This window comes from Xanthobacter autotrophicus, assembly GCF_029991245.1.
GTDB classification, from domain to species: Bacteria; Pseudomonadota; Alphaproteobacteria; order Rhizobiales; family Xanthobacteraceae; genus Xanthobacter; species Xanthobacter autotrophicus_C.
In genome coordinates this window covers 1-13,834 of sequence record NZ_JAIVFO010000124.1, presented here as the reverse complement: position 1 = coordinate 13,834, position 13,834 = coordinate 1, and the positions used below count along the sequence as shown (strand labels likewise).

The window sequence follows — 13,834 nt, the reverse complement described above, 5'->3', positions numbered from 1 at the left end:
CTCCCCAGCCCTCCCCCGCAAGCGGGAGAGGGGGCGCCACCCCGAGTAGGGGAGAGGGCGCCCGCGTGAAGAGGTGAACGACGCCGGCGCAGTACAAGCCGCAACACCGGCGCGGACTGAATTCTTTCGAACCCACGCCTGGCGCAGAGTTCATTGACGGTTCTTTTCAAGCCCGGACACGTCTTTTTCAGAAGGCCGCCATGCATATTCTCGTCACCCGTCCGGAGCCTGCCGCCGCCCAGACCGCCGAGCGCCTGCGCAAGCTCGGCCACGCGGTGACGGTGGACCCCATGCTGCGCATCGCGCCCACCACGCCGACGCTGCCGGAGGGGCCATTCGATGCGGTGGCCTTCACCTCCATCAACGGGGTGAAGGCGTTCGCGGTCCATCCGCAGGGGCCAGCCTTCTTCCACCTGCCGGCCTTCGCCGTCGGCCCGCGTACCTCGAAGGAGGCGCGCGCCATCGGCTTTGCCAACGTCACCGACTGCGACGGGGACGCCTCGGCCCTCGCCGGGCGCATCGCCGGGGCGCTGCCTGCCGGTGCGCGGGTGCTGAATCCGGCGGGCGAGGACCGGGCGGCGGATCTCCAGGCGCTGCTGGCGGCGCCGGGCATCACGCTGGAGCTGGCCATCGTCTATGCCGCCCAGCCGGCCGACGCCTTGTCGGAGGAGGCGCGCGCCGCGCTGGCCAGCGGAACCGTGACGGCAGCTTTGCACTTGTCCCAGCGAACGGTGAAGACCCTGCTCAAATGCGTTGCCGCTGCCGGCCTTAACGATCGGTTGATTGAAGTGCGCCAACTGTGCCTGTCGGAGCAGGTGGCCGAGCCGTTCGTGACGGCCGGGCTGAAGGTGGAGGTGGCCACGGTGCCCAACGAGGACGCGCTTCTCGCCCTGCTGTGATGCACTGTGACATGAGCTTGCGCAGCGGGGCTGTTGCGGCGCGACGCGGGGCGGTTTATCCGGAACCGGTACAGCGGATCCGAACTCACGATGGAGGCACGAGAGACGCCGATGGCGAGCGACGATCCGAAGGCGGAGGGCTTCGCGTCCCGCCCGTCCCGCACCCCGCCCACGCTGGACCTGAAGGCCGAGGAGGTCGCGACCGCCTCGGGCGCCACCGGTCCGGCCGCAGCCCAGGACCCTGGCGCAAAGAGCATTCCGGCCCAGGGCGCCGGCGCCCCGCAGCCCGGCACCGACCCGAAGGCCGCCGGAGACGACACCAAGCCGGGCGACGCGAAGCCGGGCGAAGCCAGGCCGGTCGAAGCCAGGCCGGCTCCGTCCATGCCGGTCGAGCCCAAACCGGCCGGAGCCCAGCCTGCCGAGACCAAGCCCGCCGACACCAGACCGGTGGACACCAAACCGGCCGTCACCAGCGCTTCCAGCGCCCCGGCGACCGGGCCGAAGCTGTCGGACGCCAAGCCGTCTGATGCCAAGCCTTCCGACGCCAAGCCCGCAGACGCCAAGCCGGCGGGATCGAAGCCGGCCGAGGCTGCTGCATCCGCCCCCGGCGAATCGGCCGCGCCCGCCAATGCCGGTGCCGCCAAGGCCACCGCGCCTGTTCCCCCCGCTCCGGCGCGTTCGGGCGGCGGTGCGGTGTTTGCCGGGCTGATTGCCGGCCTCATCGGCGGCGGTGCCGTGGCCGGTGGCCTTTGGTATGCGCTTCCGCAATTCTTCCCGCCGCCCGCTCCCGTGGTGGAGCCGGCCCCGGTGGTGAACCTCACGCCGCTGCAGACCCGCATCGCCGCCCTTGAGGCCCGCCCGGCCTTCGATCCGCGCGCCATTGCCGCCTTGTCCGAGCGGCTGGAGCGCAGCGAGGCGACCCTGAAGTCGCTGGACGCCACGGTGGCGGCGCTGAAGTCCGCCCCGGCCCCTGCCGGCGCAGCCGCCCAGGTTCAGGCCCCCGCGCCCGCCGTGCCGCCGACGCTGTTGAAAACGGTGGATGACCTGAAGGCGAGCAGCGACGCGACGCGGGACGCGCTCGCCGCCGCCCGCCGCGACATCGAGGCCCTGCGCACGGTGGAGAGCAACCTCCATACGGCGGTGGCCGCCGCCACGGCCGGCGCGCAGCAGGCCGGCGCCCAGGCGCAGGCGCAGGTTCAGGCCCTCGCCCAGTCCCTCACCCCCAAGGTGGAGGCGGTCGGCCCGCGCCTCGATGCGCTGAAGGCGCAGATCGAGGAGGCGACCGCCGCCGCCACCGCCTTCAACCGCGCCGCCGCCGGCCTGGTGGTGCTGTCCACCTTCCGCGATGCGGTGGTCTCCGGCCGGCCGTTCGCGGCGGAGCTGGGTGCCGCCCGCACCACGCTGGGGCCAGCCGCCGGCCAGCTCGACCCGTTCGCCGCCGCCGCGGCGGAGGGCTATGCGGCGCCGGCCAAGCTCGCCGCCACGCTGGCGCAGCAGGGCGCCGCCGCCATCGCCGCCGAGCGGCCCGCGCCCGCGCCGGCCGAATCCTCCGCCTCGCTGGTGGACCGGCTCCTGGCCTCTGCCGAGAGCCTGGTGAAGGTGCGTCCGGTCTCAGGTCCCGGCTCGGTGGATCTGGAAGGCCTCATCGCCACCGCCGTCGGTCAGGTGAAGGCCGGCCAGCTGGATGATGCCCTCATCACGCTGAAGAAGCTGCCGGACCCGGTTCAGGCCCGCCTTGCCGTGATCCGCGAGATCGAGGCGCGCACCGCTGCCGTGCGTGTCGCCGGGACGCTCTATCAGCAGCAGCTCGCCGCCATTTCGAGGAAGGTGCCGTGATCCGCCTCGTCCTATTCCTGCTCCTGCTCGTCGCCATCACCTTCGGCGTCTCCTGGCTGGCCGACCGGCCCGGCGAGGTGACGGTGGTGTGGGAAGGCGTGTCTTATGGCACTACCGTGCCCGTGGCGCTGGCGGTGATCGCCGTCGTCGCCGGCCTCATCCTGATCCTGTGGCGCATCCTGTCCCTGCTGGTGCGCTCGCCGAAAATCATCGCCGCCTTCTCCCGCCGCCGCCGGCGCGAGAAGGGCTGGAACGCGGTGACCCGCGGCCTGCTCGCGGTGGGCATCGGCGACAATGCCGCCGTGCGCCAGGCCCGGCACGATGCCGCCCGCCTCTTGCCCCACGAGCCGCTGACCCACCTGCTCACCGCCCAGGCGGCGCAGCTCGATGGCAAGCACGAGGTGGCCGTGGCCGCCTTCCGCGCCATGGTGGACAAGCCGGAGACCCGCCTGCTCGGCCTGCGCGGCCTGCACATGGAAGCGCGCAAGGCGGGGGACAAGGTGGCGGCCTACGCCATCGCCGAGGAGGCCGCCTCCGCCGCGCCGACCCTCGGCTGGGCCGCGGATGCGGTGATCGAGGCGCGCTGCGCCGCCGGCGACTATGCCGGCGCGCGGGGCGTGCTGGAGCGCCAGATGGCCCTCAAGGGCATCGACAAGGCCCAGTACCGCCGCCGCAAGGCGGTGCTGCTGGCCGCCGAGGCCATCGCTCTGGAGCACTCCGATCCGCTGGTGGCGCGGGAGAAGGCGGTGGAGGCGGTGCGCCTCGCCCCCACCCTGGTGCCCGCCGCCGCCTGCGCCGGCCGCCTGCTGGGCGCCGCCGGCGAGCTGCGCAAGGCGGCCAAGGTGGTGGAAACCGCCTTCGCCACCAATCCCCATCCCGAGCTGGCGGACGTGGAGGCCTATCTGCGGCCCGGCGACGCGGCGCAGGATCGCCTGAAGCGCATCCGCACCCTGGTGAACCGGGCGCCCAGCCACCGCGAGAGCGCCATCGCCCTGTCGCGCGCCGCCATCGACGCGCAGGAGTTCCGGCAGGCCCGCCTGGTGCTGGAGCCGCTGCTGGCCGAGCCGAGCCAGCGCGTCTGCCTGCTCATGGCCGAACTTGAAGCCGCCGAACATGCCGATATCGGCAAGGCCCGCGAATGGACCGCGCGCGCCGTGCGGGCCCATCGCGACCCGGCCTGGATCGCCGACGGCGTGGTGTCCGATGCCTGGGCGGCGCTGTCGCCGGTGTCCGGAAAGCTCGATGCCTTCGTGTGGGAGGTGCCCCCGGGCGTCTCCGCCACCCCGATCCTGGAGCATGAGGCCGAGCGGGTGAAGGCGGCCATCGCCGCCGTCCGCGCCAGCGAGGAGGCCAAGGCCGCCGTCGCCGCCGCCGAAGCTGCGGCCCTTGTTGCCGCCGCCGAGGCGGAAGCCGCCGCGCTGGCGCCCCCCAAGGAGGAGCCGAAGCCGGAGCCGGTGGTCGAACCGGTGCCGGAGCCGGAACCGGCGGTGGTCGTCGCTCCGCCGCCCCCGTCCAAGCCCGCATCGTCCAAGCCCGCACCCGCGCCGGTTTCCCCGGAGCTGGCATCCATGCCCCCCGTCGCGGCGAACGGGCGGGGGAAGCCGTCGCGGCCCGCCCCCATCGTCGCTTTGCCGCCCCTGCCCGACGATCCGGGACCGGACGGGGAAACCCCGGACGAGCCGGACACCTCCGGCAAGAAGCGCCGGCTGATGGGGCTGTGAGGGCCGGTTCAGCCCGATCCTGCTGAGACGGGCGGGCGCATCTGCCAAGGAACGGCGGTGCGCCCCCCGCCGCGATGATCATCGCCGTGGCCCGGCGGGACCTGCATCGCTGCCCGCCCGGGCGGGTCTCGTTGCGCCTCTCAATCCCGCCCCGTTGGCCCCCGCGCCGGCGCTGCCGCCTTGTGGCGAACCCGCGCCGATGCTATGCGGCGCGGATGACCGCCACCGCCCAGAAGAACATTCGCAACTTCTCCATCGTCGCCCACATCGATCATGGGAAATCGACCCTCGCCGACCGCCTGATCCAGATCACCGGCGGTCTCACCGAGCGGGAGATGACGGATCAGGTGCTCGACAGCATGGACATCGAGCGCGAGCGCGGCATCACCATCAAGGCCCAGACCGTGCGCCTGTCCTACAAGGCGCAGGACGGCGAGACCTATATCCTCAACCTGATCGACACTCCCGGGCACGTGGACTTCGCCTATGAGGTGAACCGGTCGCTGGCCGCCGTGGAGGGCTCGCTGCTGGTGGTGGACGCCTCCCAGGGCGTGGAGGCGCAGACGCTGGCCAATGTCTACCAGGCCATCGACAACAACCACGACATCGTTCCCGTCCTCAACAAGATCGACCTGCCCGCCGCCGAGCCGGAGAAGGTGAAGGCGCAGATCGAGGACGTGATCGGCCTCGACGCCTCCAATGCCATCGGCATTTCCGCCAAGACCGGCCTCAACGTGGACCAGGTGCTGGAAGCCATCGTCACCCGCCTGCCGCCGCCCATGGGCGACCGCGCCGCGCCGCTGAAGGCGCTGCTGGTGGATTCTTGGTACGATACCTACCTCGGCGTGGTGGTGCTGGTGCGCATCATCGACGGCGTGCTGAAGAAGGGCCAGCGCATCAAGATGCTGGGCTCCGGCGCCGTGAACGACGTGGACCGCGTGGGCGTGTTCACCCCCAAGATGGTGGCCATGGCCGAGCTTGGCCCCGGCGAAATCGGCTTCCTCACCGGCTCCATCAAGGAAGTGGCGGACACCCGCGTCGGCGACACCATCACCGAGGAAAAGCGCCCCTGCGCCGACATGCTGCCGGGCTTCAAGCCGGCGCAGCCGGTGGTGTTCTGCGGCCTGTTCCCGGTGGATGCGGCGCAGTTCGAGGATCTGCGGGCCGCCATGGGCAAGCTGCGCCTCAACGACGCCAGCTTCTCCTATGAGATGGAAACCTCGGCGGCGCTGGGCTTCGGCTTCCGCTGCGGCTTCCTCGGGCTGCTGCACCTCGAAATCATCCAGGAGCGGCTGGAACGCGAGTTCAACCTCGACCTCATCGCCACCGCCCCCTCGGTCATCTACGAGATCCAGATGACCGATGGCTCGGTGATCGACCTGCACAATCCGGCGGACATGCCGGACGTGGTGAAGATCGAGGAGATCCGGGAGCCCTGGATCCGCGCCACCATCCTGACGCCGGACGATTATCTCGGCTCCGTGCTGAAGCTGTGCCAGGACCGGCGCGGCAGCCAGATCGAGCTCACCTATGTGGGCGCGCGGGCCATGGTGACCTACGACCTGCCCCTCAACGAGGTGGTGTTTGACTTCTACGACCGGCTCAAATCCATCTCCAAGGGCTACGCCTCCTTCGACTACCAGATCACCGAATACCGCCCCGGCGACCTGGTGAAGATGTCCATTCTGGTGAATGCCGAGCCGGTGGATGCCCTGTCCATGCTGGTGCATCGCGCGCGCGCCGATGCGCGCGGCCGGGTGATGTGCGAGAAGCTGAAGGACCTGATCCCCCAGCATCTGTTCAACATCCCGATCCAGGCGGCCATCGGCGCCAAGATCATCGCCCGCGAAACCATCAAGGCGCTGCGCAAGGACGTGACCGCCAAGTGCTATGGCGGCGACATCTCCCGCAAGCGCAAGCTCCTGGACAAGCAGAAGGAAGGCAAGAAGAAGATGCGTCAGTTCGGCAAGGTGGAGATCCCGCAGGAGGCCTTCATCGCCGCGCTGAAGATGGACGAATAGGACGCCAGACCCGGACCCTTGTCTGACTGAACGCGATCATGCTCCGCGCTGGCGGTGGCCCGTCTCTTGCTTGAAATCCCAGGGTGCAGACCGATCCGGAGCCGTTCCGGTTCGTCGGAACGGCGGGAAGGAATGCCGGACGTGCCGTCTATCCCGGAGAATGAGCAGGCCTACGGGCTCCAGGGGGTGCTTGAGCACAGCTTCGAGCGCACACGGCACGATGGTTCGGGCACGCTTGCCGATTACATTCCCGAACTGGCCAAGGCCGATCCCGAGCGCTTCGGCATCGCTGTGGCATCGGTGTCCGGCGAGGTGGTGGGCGTGGGCGACGTGGACGTGCCCTTCACCATCCAGTCCATTTCCAAGGCGCTGGCCTATTGTCTCGCGCTGGAGGCGCTGGGCCGGGACAAGGTGCTGGCCCATGTGGGGGTCGAGCCCTCCGGCGATGCCTTCAACGCCATCGTCTTCGATGCGCTCTCCAACCGGCCCTTCAACCCCATGGTGAATGCCGGGGCCATCACCGTGTCCGGCCTGCTCGCCGAGGCGTTCGGGGCGGAGGCGTTCGAGGTGGTGCTGGACCGTTTCTCCGCCGCCGCCGGCCGGCGACTGGCCATGGACGAGACCGTGTTCCGCTCGGAGGCGCAGACCGGCCACCGCAACCGCGGCATCGCCCATCTGCTGAAATGCGCCGGCGCGCTCGGCGCCCATGTGGACGACGCCGTCGATCTTTATTTCCGCCAGTGCTCCATCCTCGTCACTGCCACCGACCTTGCGGTGATGGGGGCGACGCTGGCCAATATCGGGGAGAATCCGCTCACCGGCAGCGCCGTGTTCGCGGTGGAGGCGGTGCGCAACACCCTGTCGGTGATGTTCACCTGCGGCATGTATGATTTTGCCGGCAACTGGGCCTTCGACGTGGGCGTGCCGGCCAAAAGCGGGGTGGGCGGCGGCATTCTCGGGGTGGTGAACCGGCAACTGGGCATCGGCACCTATTCCCCGCGGCTCGATGCCAAGGGCAATTCGGTGCGCGGCATCGCCGCCTTCCGCGACCTCACCGAGGAAATGGGGCTGCACGTGTTCGACCCCACCAACCGCGGCTCGTCCCTGCTCAGCGCGTACCGGCGCTGAACCGTCCGCTGCAAGGCCGCGCGGGAAAACGGGTGGAGACCGAAAACGGCCGGCGGAAAGCCGGCCGATCAGGCGCGGCGGCTCAGGAGCAGCGCACGTAGACCATGGTGCCGTAGCGGCGGGAAACCTCGGGGTCCAGCCACTTCAGCACCAGCACGTTGCCGTCGAAGCGCACCACCTGCCGGTCGCGCTCGCCGCCCGCCGGGTCTTCGGGAGGTCCGATATAGGTCGCCCCGCCGGCCACCTGCTTCGAGACCACCTCGGTCAGCTTGTTGTCATCGGCGAGATACATCATCACGCCGCCATTGGTGCCGGCGGTGATGACGTAGGGGTTGGAGCACTGGGCGCGGGCCTGATTCTCGGTTCGCGTGGCGTCGTCCGGCCGGTGGTAGGCGGCGAGGCCCCAGCGGCCGACCAGGCGGTCGGGCGGGATCGGGCTGGTATATTGCGGGCGGGCCGGCGGCGGCGGCTCGGTGGGGGGGGTCACGCAGCCGGCGAGCGTCAGCGCCAGCCCGGTTACGGCAACGCCCAGAAGACCGGCGCGCCGCGCCGCGCCCACATGCGACTTCGATCCCGCAAACATCTTCGTCATGTGATTTCCGAGGCCTCCCGCCGCCTGGGATCCGTTATCCGATTGCCCGCCATGCCAGCCGGTTGCACCGACCATAATGGCTGGCGCCGCCCGCGTCGATGCCGCCGCGCCCCGCGAATCGCGAAGGTTTGGCGCCAGTGTGCCGCAAAGCTAGACCATGCGGGTTACGGCTTTCCTAGCTGTGCTTTGGGGCAGCCTCCGGATCTCATGCTGCAGCGCGCCTTGACGGGGCGGGGTGGCCCGCTTATCTCCGCTGCGAGCTTGGCACTCCACCCTGGAGAGTGCCAGAACCGGCGGGCCAGAGGCTCGCGTCCCTCGGAGAGGTTAAAAACAATGTCCTTCCGTCCCCTGCACGACCGTGTCGTGGTCAAGCGCATCGAAGCCGAGCAGAAGACCGCCGGCGGCATCATCATCCCCGACACCGCCAAGGAAAAGCCCCAGGAGGGCGAGGTGATCGCGGTGGGTCCCGGCGCGCGCGACGAGGCCGGCAAGCTGGTTCCCCTCGACGTGGCGGCGGGCGACCGTGTGCTGTTCGGCAAGTGGTCGGGCACCGAAGTGAAGATCGACGGCCAGGACCTGCTGATCATGAAGGAAAGCGACATCCTCGGCGTCATCGCCAAGTGATGTGTCGCTCCCAGCTGATGGCCGGCTGAACGCACCCGATAATCCCAAAATTTAGGAGGCCGTAATGGCTGCCAAAGACGTAAAGTTCTCCGGCGAAGCCCGTGAAAAGCTGCTGCGCGGCGTCGATATCCTCGCCAACGCGGTGAAGGTCACCCTCGGCCCCAAGGGCCGCAACGTGGTGATCGAGAAGAGCTTCGGCGCCCCCCGCATCACCAAGGACGGCGTCACCGTCGCCAAGGAGATCGAGCTGGAAGACCGGTTCGAGAACCTCGGCGCCCAGCTGGTGCGTGAAGTCGCCTCCAAGACCAACGACCTGGCCGGCGACGGCACCACCACCGCCACCGTGCTGGCCCAGGCCATCGTGAAGGAAGGCGCCAAGTCGGTCGCCGCCGGCATGAACCCCATGGACCTGAAGCGCGGCATCGACCTCGCCGTGGCCGCCGCCATCGCCGACATCCGCGCCCGCGCCAAGAAGGTCTCCTCCTCCGCCGAAGTGGCGCAGGTGGGCACCATCTCCGCCAACGGCGATGCCTCCATCGGCGAGATGATCGCCGGCGCCATGCAGCGCGTGGGCAATGAAGGCGTCATCACCGTCGAGGAAGCCAAGACCGCCGAGACCGAGCTCGAAGTGGTCGAAGGCATGCAGTTCGACCGCGGCTATCTCTCTCCCTATTTCATCACCAATGCGGAGAAGATGATCGCCGACCTGGAAGAGCCCTATCTCCTCATCTTCGAGAAGAAGCTCTCCGGCCTCCAGCCGATCCTGCCCGTGCTCGAAGCCGTGGTGCAGACCGGCCGTCCGCTGGTCATCGTGGCCGAGGACGTGGAAGGCGAGGCGCTGGCCACCCTCGTGGTCAACAAGCTGCGCGGCGGCCTGAAGGTCGCTGCCGTGAAGGCTCCCGGCTTCGGTGATCGCCGCAAGGCCATGCTGGAGGATATCGCCATCCTCACCGGCGGCACGGTGATCTCGGAAGATCTCGGCATCAAGCTCGAGAACGTGACGATCGCCCAGCTCGGCCGCGCCAAGAAGGTGATTCTCGAAAAGGAGAAGACCACCATCGTGGACGGCGTCGGCGAGAAGGCCGACATCGAGGCCCGCGTCAACCAGATCAAGGCGCAGATCGAGGAGACCTCCTCGGACTACGACCGCGAGAAGCTCCAGGAGCGCCTGGCCAAGCTGGCGGGCGGCGTCGCGGTGATCCGCGTCGGCGGCTCCACGGAAGTGGAAGTCAAGGAGAAGAAGGACCGCGTGGACGACGCCCTGAACGCCACCCGCGCTGCGGTGGAAGAAGGCATCGTCCCCGGCGGCGGCGTGGCCCTGCTGCGCGCCAAGAAGGCGGTCGAGCTGGTGATTTCGGACAATCCCGACATCACCGCCGGCATCAAGATCGTGCTGCGCGCCCTTGAGGCCCCCATCCGCCAGATCGCCGAGAATTCCGGCGTGGAAGGCTCCATCGTGGTGGGCAAGGTGCAGGAGTCCAACGATCCGAACTTTGGCTTCAATGCCCAGAGCGAGGAATATGTGGACATGATCGTCGCCGGCATCGTCGATCCGGCGAAGGTGGTGCGCACCGCCCTGCAGGATGCGGCCTCCATCGCCGCCCTGATCGTCACCACCGAAGCCCTCGTGGCCGAGCTGCCCAAGCGTGACGCCGGCGGCCCCTCCATGCCCGGCGGCGGCATGGGTGGCATGGGCGGCATGGACTTCTGAGGAAGTCTGTTCGTCTCAGAGTTTGCGAGAGGGCGCGGCTTCGGCTGCGCCCTTTTCGTTTGGCGGGCTCGTTCAGCGGGCTTTCGCGCCCCGGCCGACTGCAGCGTCAGCGCAAGGAGAGCCGGGGCCCAGCGCAAGAGACCGCCGAAGGCGCTTCCAACTCGACCGCCGGGATCTGGAATTGCCTGCTGCGCAGGAGTTTTGCGCTGGATCCCGGCTCGGCGCTCCAACTGCGCTGTCGCTGGGCCGGGACACGCACCGCTGTGCGGTGCGCCCTCACGTCCCGCAGAAGGTCTGGTAGCCTTCCATGGACGGCGGCAGGCCGGCATAAGCGGCGAAGGCCGGCTGCTCCTCGAAGGGATGCGCCAGCACGGTGTTCAGCGTCTCGAAGGGCGCGAAGTCGCCGTCGCTCGCCGCGGCGATCACCTGTTCCACCAGATGGTTGCGCGGGATGAACAGGGGATTGACGCGGTCCATGGCCGCGCGCGTCGCCGCGCCGTTGCGTCCGGTCGAGGCCAGCCGTTCCCGCCAGCGCGTCGCCCAGGCGTCGAAGGCCTCCCGGTCGAGGAACAGGTCGCGCACCGGTCCCCCGGCGTCCGGGTCGGCGGCAAGGGCCCCGAGCCGGCGGAAGGTGAGGGTGAAATCGGCCTTGGACGCGGCCATCACCGACAGCAGCTCAAGGGCGAGGGCGGTGTCCTCCTCGCTCGCCACCCCGTCCGGCCCGGCAAGGCCGATCTTGGCCACGAGGCCGGAGTGATAGGCGGCCCTAAAGCGCGCCGGGAATTCCTTCAGCGCGCCGTTGGCGGCGGCGACGGCGGCCTCCTTGTCCTCGCCGAACAGGGGGATCAGGCATTCGGCGAGGCGCGCCAGGTTCCAGTGGGCGATATCCGGCTGGTTGCCATAGGCATAGCGGCCCATCTGGTCGATGGACGAGAACACCGTTTCCGGATCATAGGCGTCCATGAAGGCGCAGGGGCCGTAATCGATGGTCTCGCCGGAGACCGACATGTTGTCCGTGTTCATCACCCCGTGGATGAAGCCCACCTGAAGCCAGCGCGCCACCAGCGCCGCCTGCCGGCCGATAACGGCGTTCAGCAGCGCCAGATAGGGCTCTGGCGCGTCTTTCAGGTCCGGATAATGCCGGGCGATGGTGTAGTCGGCCAGCTGGCGCACCGCGTCGGTGGCCTTGCGGGCGGCGAAGAACTGGAAGGTGCCGATGCGGATGTGGCTCGCCGCCACCCGCGCCAGCACGGCGCCCGGCAGCGGCCGGTCGCGCAGTACCGGCTCGCCGGTGGTCACCGCCGCCAGCGCCCGCGTGGTGGGGATGCCCAGTGCCGCCATGGCCTCGCTGACGATGTACTCGCGCAGCACCGGACCCAGCGCCGCCCGCCCGTCGCCACGGCGGGAGAAGGGCGTGGGGCCGGAGCCCTTCAGCTGGATGTCGCGGCGTCGGCCGGCACGGTCCACCACCTCGCCCAGCAGGATGGCCCGCCCGTCGCCGAGCTGGGGCGTGAACTGGCCGAACTGGTGCCCGGCATAGGCCAGCGCGATGGGCTCTGCACCCTCCGGCACGTGCTGGCCGGCGAACATTTCCACCGCCTCGGGGGTGGCGAGCGCATGGGGGTCAAGGCCCAGCTCCTCGGCGAGGGGCGCGTTGACCTTCACCAGGCCGGGCGCGGTCACCGGCGTGGGCGTGGCGGGGGCGTAGAAGCCCGGCAGGTCGCGGGCATAGGAATTGTCGAAGGGGAAAGGGGCAGGCATGGCGCGGCAATCTCCCCCGGGGCGGAAAAGGGGCAGACCCCCCGGGCCGTCAACGATGGGGAAAAGGTGGGGTCTCCCCCCGGCGATGTCCAGCCGGTCTCAGGCCACGGCGTAGAGCGGATGCTCGCGGCGCAGCTCCTCCAGCAGGATCTCCTCCACCTTGGCGAGGGCCGGCGGGCGGCTGCCGGGCCGGCCATAGAGCACGAATTCCATGTCCGGCAGGCTGGCGCGGTCGAGGTCCGCCACCACGGCGAGGTCCGGCCTCAGCGCCCGCGGCGAGCGCACGGTGACGCCGATGCCCGCGCCCACCGCCGCCATCAGCCCCGGCAGGCTAGGGCTGGTGAAGGCGATGCGGAAGGCGCGCCCCGCCGCATTGAGCGCCGAGATGGCGGCGCTGCGGCAGATGCAGGGGTTCTCGAACAGCACCAGCGGCACCGGCGCCTCCCGGTCGAGGCGCAGGTGGCGGGCGGCGATCCACACCATGGGCTCGCGCAGCAGCAGGGTGGTGGGCAGGTCGCTCTCGTTGCGCAGGCCCACCGCGATGTCGAGGTCCTCCGCCTTCAGCTTGTCCAGCATGGTGACGGTGGTGCACACGCGCACCGTGATGGGGGCCTGGGGAAAGCTGGCGGCGAGGCGATAGAGGATGCGCTGCATCACCCCTTCGCCCACGTCCTGCACAAAGCCGAGCCGCAGCGGCTGGGCGAAGGCGCCATGCACGTGCTGGGTGAGCACCCGGTCGTTGAGGTCGAGGAGGCGGCGGGCATCCTCCAGGAAGGCGGCACCGCGCGGGGTGGGGGAGACCGCCCGGCCCCGCCGTTCCAGCACCTGGAAGCCGAGGGATTCGGCCAGCCGGTCCATCTGCAGGCTCACCGCCGACTGGCTGCGCCCCACCTTGCGCGCGGCGGCCGAGATGGAGCCGAGATCGGCCACGGCCGCGAAGCTGCGCAGGAGATCGAGATCGAGATTGCGGATCATGATATGAGCTTATCCGATTTCTCGGATTTTAGAATTCAAATTTTCTCATGCGAAGGTGCGGCGTAGGGTGCCGCCATCGAACCGATGGAGACCCTCATGCCCCTTCTCGAAGTGAAGCTGTCCGGCGCGCCGGATGCCGCCCTTGCCGCCACCGTGGCGGCCACCCTGTCCGACCTCACCGCCCGCATCCTGCGCAAGGACCCGAAGCTGACGGCGGTCGCTATCACTTTCGTGCCGCGCGAGCAGTGGTTCGTGGGCGGCGCGTCGCTGGCGGCGAAGAACGCGTCGTCCTTCGCCCTCGACATCCTGGTGGTGGACGGCACCAACACCAAGGACGAGAAGGCGGCCTATCTGGAAGCGGTGTTCGCCGCCATGGGCGGCCTGCTGCCGGACCTTGATCCGGAGAGCTACATCCTGGTGCGCGAGGTGAAGGCCGACGCCTATGGCTATGGCGGGCGCACCCAGGAAAGCCGCTACGTGGAGAAGAAGCTGAAGGCGGCGTGAGGGCGGGTGCCGGGGGCGTGGTCCGGCGGGAACCCTCTCCCGCCTGCGGGGGAGGGCAGGGT

Annotated in this window: 11 protein-coding genes; 8 read left to right on the top strand and 3 right to left on the bottom strand. The window is 69.7% G+C overall.

All coding sequences use genetic code 11. The annotated features are described in order from the left end of the window. Positions 1–200: 200 nt before the first annotated feature. The 5 genes from K9U41_RS17725 to glsA all read left to right on the top strand — a co-directional run bounded on the left by K9U41_RS17725 (position 201) and on the right by glsA (position 7,605). Positions 201–899: a uroporphyrinogen-III synthase gene (locus K9U41_RS17725; protein WP_282642202.1), complete on the top strand. Its 699-nt coding sequence runs from the start codon at positions 201–203 to the stop codon at positions 897–899. A gap of 111 nt (positions 900–1,010) precedes the next feature. Next, on the top strand, positions 1,011–2,735 hold the full coding sequence (locus K9U41_RS17720; protein ID WP_282642201.1) for a hypothetical protein: 1,725 nt from the start codon (positions 1,011–1,013) through the stop codon (positions 2,733–2,735). Continuing rightward, a complete protein-coding gene (locus K9U41_RS17715; protein WP_282642200.1) occupies positions 2,732–4,456 on the top strand; it encodes a heme biosynthesis protein HemY in 1,725 nt (574 codons plus the stop codon). Before K9U41_RS17720 ends, K9U41_RS17715 begins: the two co-directional genes overlap by 4 nt. 215 nt (positions 4,457–4,671) lie before the next feature. Next, positions 4,672–6,477 (top strand): translation elongation factor 4, encoded by a 1,806-nt coding sequence (lepA, locus tag K9U41_RS17710; RefSeq protein WP_282642199.1) that lies wholly within the window; start codon positions 4,672–4,674, stop codon positions 6,475–6,477. Between the two features lie 132 nt (positions 6,478–6,609). Beyond that, positions 6,610–7,605, top strand: coding sequence for a glutaminase A (glsA, locus tag K9U41_RS17705; RefSeq protein ID WP_282642198.1), 996 nt, complete (start codon positions 6,610–6,612; stop codon positions 7,603–7,605). A gap of 82 nt (positions 7,606–7,687) precedes the next feature. Here the strand turns inward: glsA and K9U41_RS17700 are convergent, their stop codons facing one another. Further along, positions 7,688–8,188, bottom strand: coding sequence for a hypothetical protein (locus tag K9U41_RS17700; protein WP_282642203.1), 501 nt, complete (start codon positions 8,186–8,188; stop codon positions 7,688–7,690). 342 nt (positions 8,189–8,530) lie between these two features. Here K9U41_RS17700 and groES point away from each other — a divergent pair, with 342 nt between their 5' ends. Together groES and groL are read left to right on the top strand one after the other, a co-directional pair. Then, positions 8,531–8,821, top strand: coding sequence for a co-chaperone GroES (gene groES / locus K9U41_RS17695; RefSeq protein WP_282642197.1), 291 nt, complete (start codon positions 8,531–8,533; stop codon positions 8,819–8,821). Positions 8,822–8,885: 64 nt separating this feature from the next. Next, complete coding sequence (gene groL, locus K9U41_RS17690; protein WP_282642196.1) at positions 8,886–10,532, top strand: chaperonin GroEL; 1,647 nt, start codon at positions 8,886–8,888, stop codon at positions 10,530–10,532. 276 nt (positions 10,533–10,808) lie between these two features. Here groL and K9U41_RS17685 read toward each other — a convergent pair whose 3' ends face one another. Further along, positions 10,809–12,293 (bottom strand): protein adenylyltransferase SelO, encoded by a 1,485-nt coding sequence (locus K9U41_RS17685; RefSeq protein ID WP_282642195.1) that lies wholly within the window; start codon positions 12,291–12,293, stop codon positions 10,809–10,811. A 99-nt stretch (positions 12,294–12,392) separates the two neighbouring features. Continuing rightward, the gene (locus tag K9U41_RS17680) at positions 12,393–13,268 is read right to left on the bottom strand and encodes a LysR substrate-binding domain-containing protein (protein WP_282642194.1); all 876 of its coding nucleotides are present in this window, start codon (positions 13,266–13,268) and stop codon (positions 12,393–12,395) included. A gap of 96 nt (positions 13,269–13,364) precedes the next feature. Between K9U41_RS17680 and K9U41_RS17675 the strand changes: the two genes are divergently transcribed. Further along, positions 13,365–13,772 (top strand): tautomerase family protein, encoded by a 408-nt coding sequence (locus K9U41_RS17675; RefSeq protein ID WP_282642193.1) that lies wholly within the window; start codon positions 13,365–13,367, stop codon positions 13,770–13,772. The last annotated feature ends 62 nt before the right edge of the window (positions 13,773–13,834 follow it).

What these genes read in the sequence shown, in the direction of transcription:
- K9U41_RS17725 (WP_282642202.1), top strand. Translation starts at nt 201, where the DNA reads ATGCATATTCTCGTCACCCGTCCGGAGCCTGCCGCCGCCCAGACCGCC.
- K9U41_RS17720 (WP_282642201.1), top strand. Translation starts at nt 1,011, where the DNA reads ATGGCGAGCGACGATCCGAAGGCGGAGGGCTTCGCGTCCCGCCCGTCC.
- lepA (WP_282642199.1), top strand. Translation starts at nt 4,672, where the DNA reads ATGACCGCCACCGCCCAGAAGAACATTCGCAACTTCTCCATCGTCGCC.
- glsA (WP_282642198.1), top strand. Translation starts at nt 6,610, where the DNA reads ATGCCGGACGTGCCGTCTATCCCGGAGAATGAGCAGGCCTACGGGCTC.
- K9U41_RS17700 (WP_282642203.1), bottom strand. Translation starts at nt 8,188, where the DNA reads ATGTTTGCGGGATCGAAGTCGCATGTGGGCGCGGCGCGGCGCGCCGGT.
- groES (WP_282642197.1), top strand. Translation starts at nt 8,531, where the DNA reads ATGTCCTTCCGTCCCCTGCACGACCGTGTCGTGGTCAAGCGCATCGAA.
- groL (WP_282642196.1), top strand. Translation starts at nt 8,886, where the DNA reads ATGGCTGCCAAAGACGTAAAGTTCTCCGGCGAAGCCCGTGAAAAGCTG.
- K9U41_RS17685 (WP_282642195.1), bottom strand. Translation starts at nt 12,293, where the DNA reads ATGCCTGCCCCTTTCCCCTTCGACAATTCCTATGCCCGCGACCTGCCG.
- K9U41_RS17680 (WP_282642194.1), bottom strand. Translation starts at nt 13,268, where the DNA reads ATGATCCGCAATCTCGATCTCGATCTCCTGCGCAGCTTCGCGGCCGTG.
- K9U41_RS17675 (WP_282642193.1), top strand. Translation starts at nt 13,365, where the DNA reads ATGCCCCTTCTCGAAGTGAAGCTGTCCGGCGCGCCGGATGCCGCCCTT.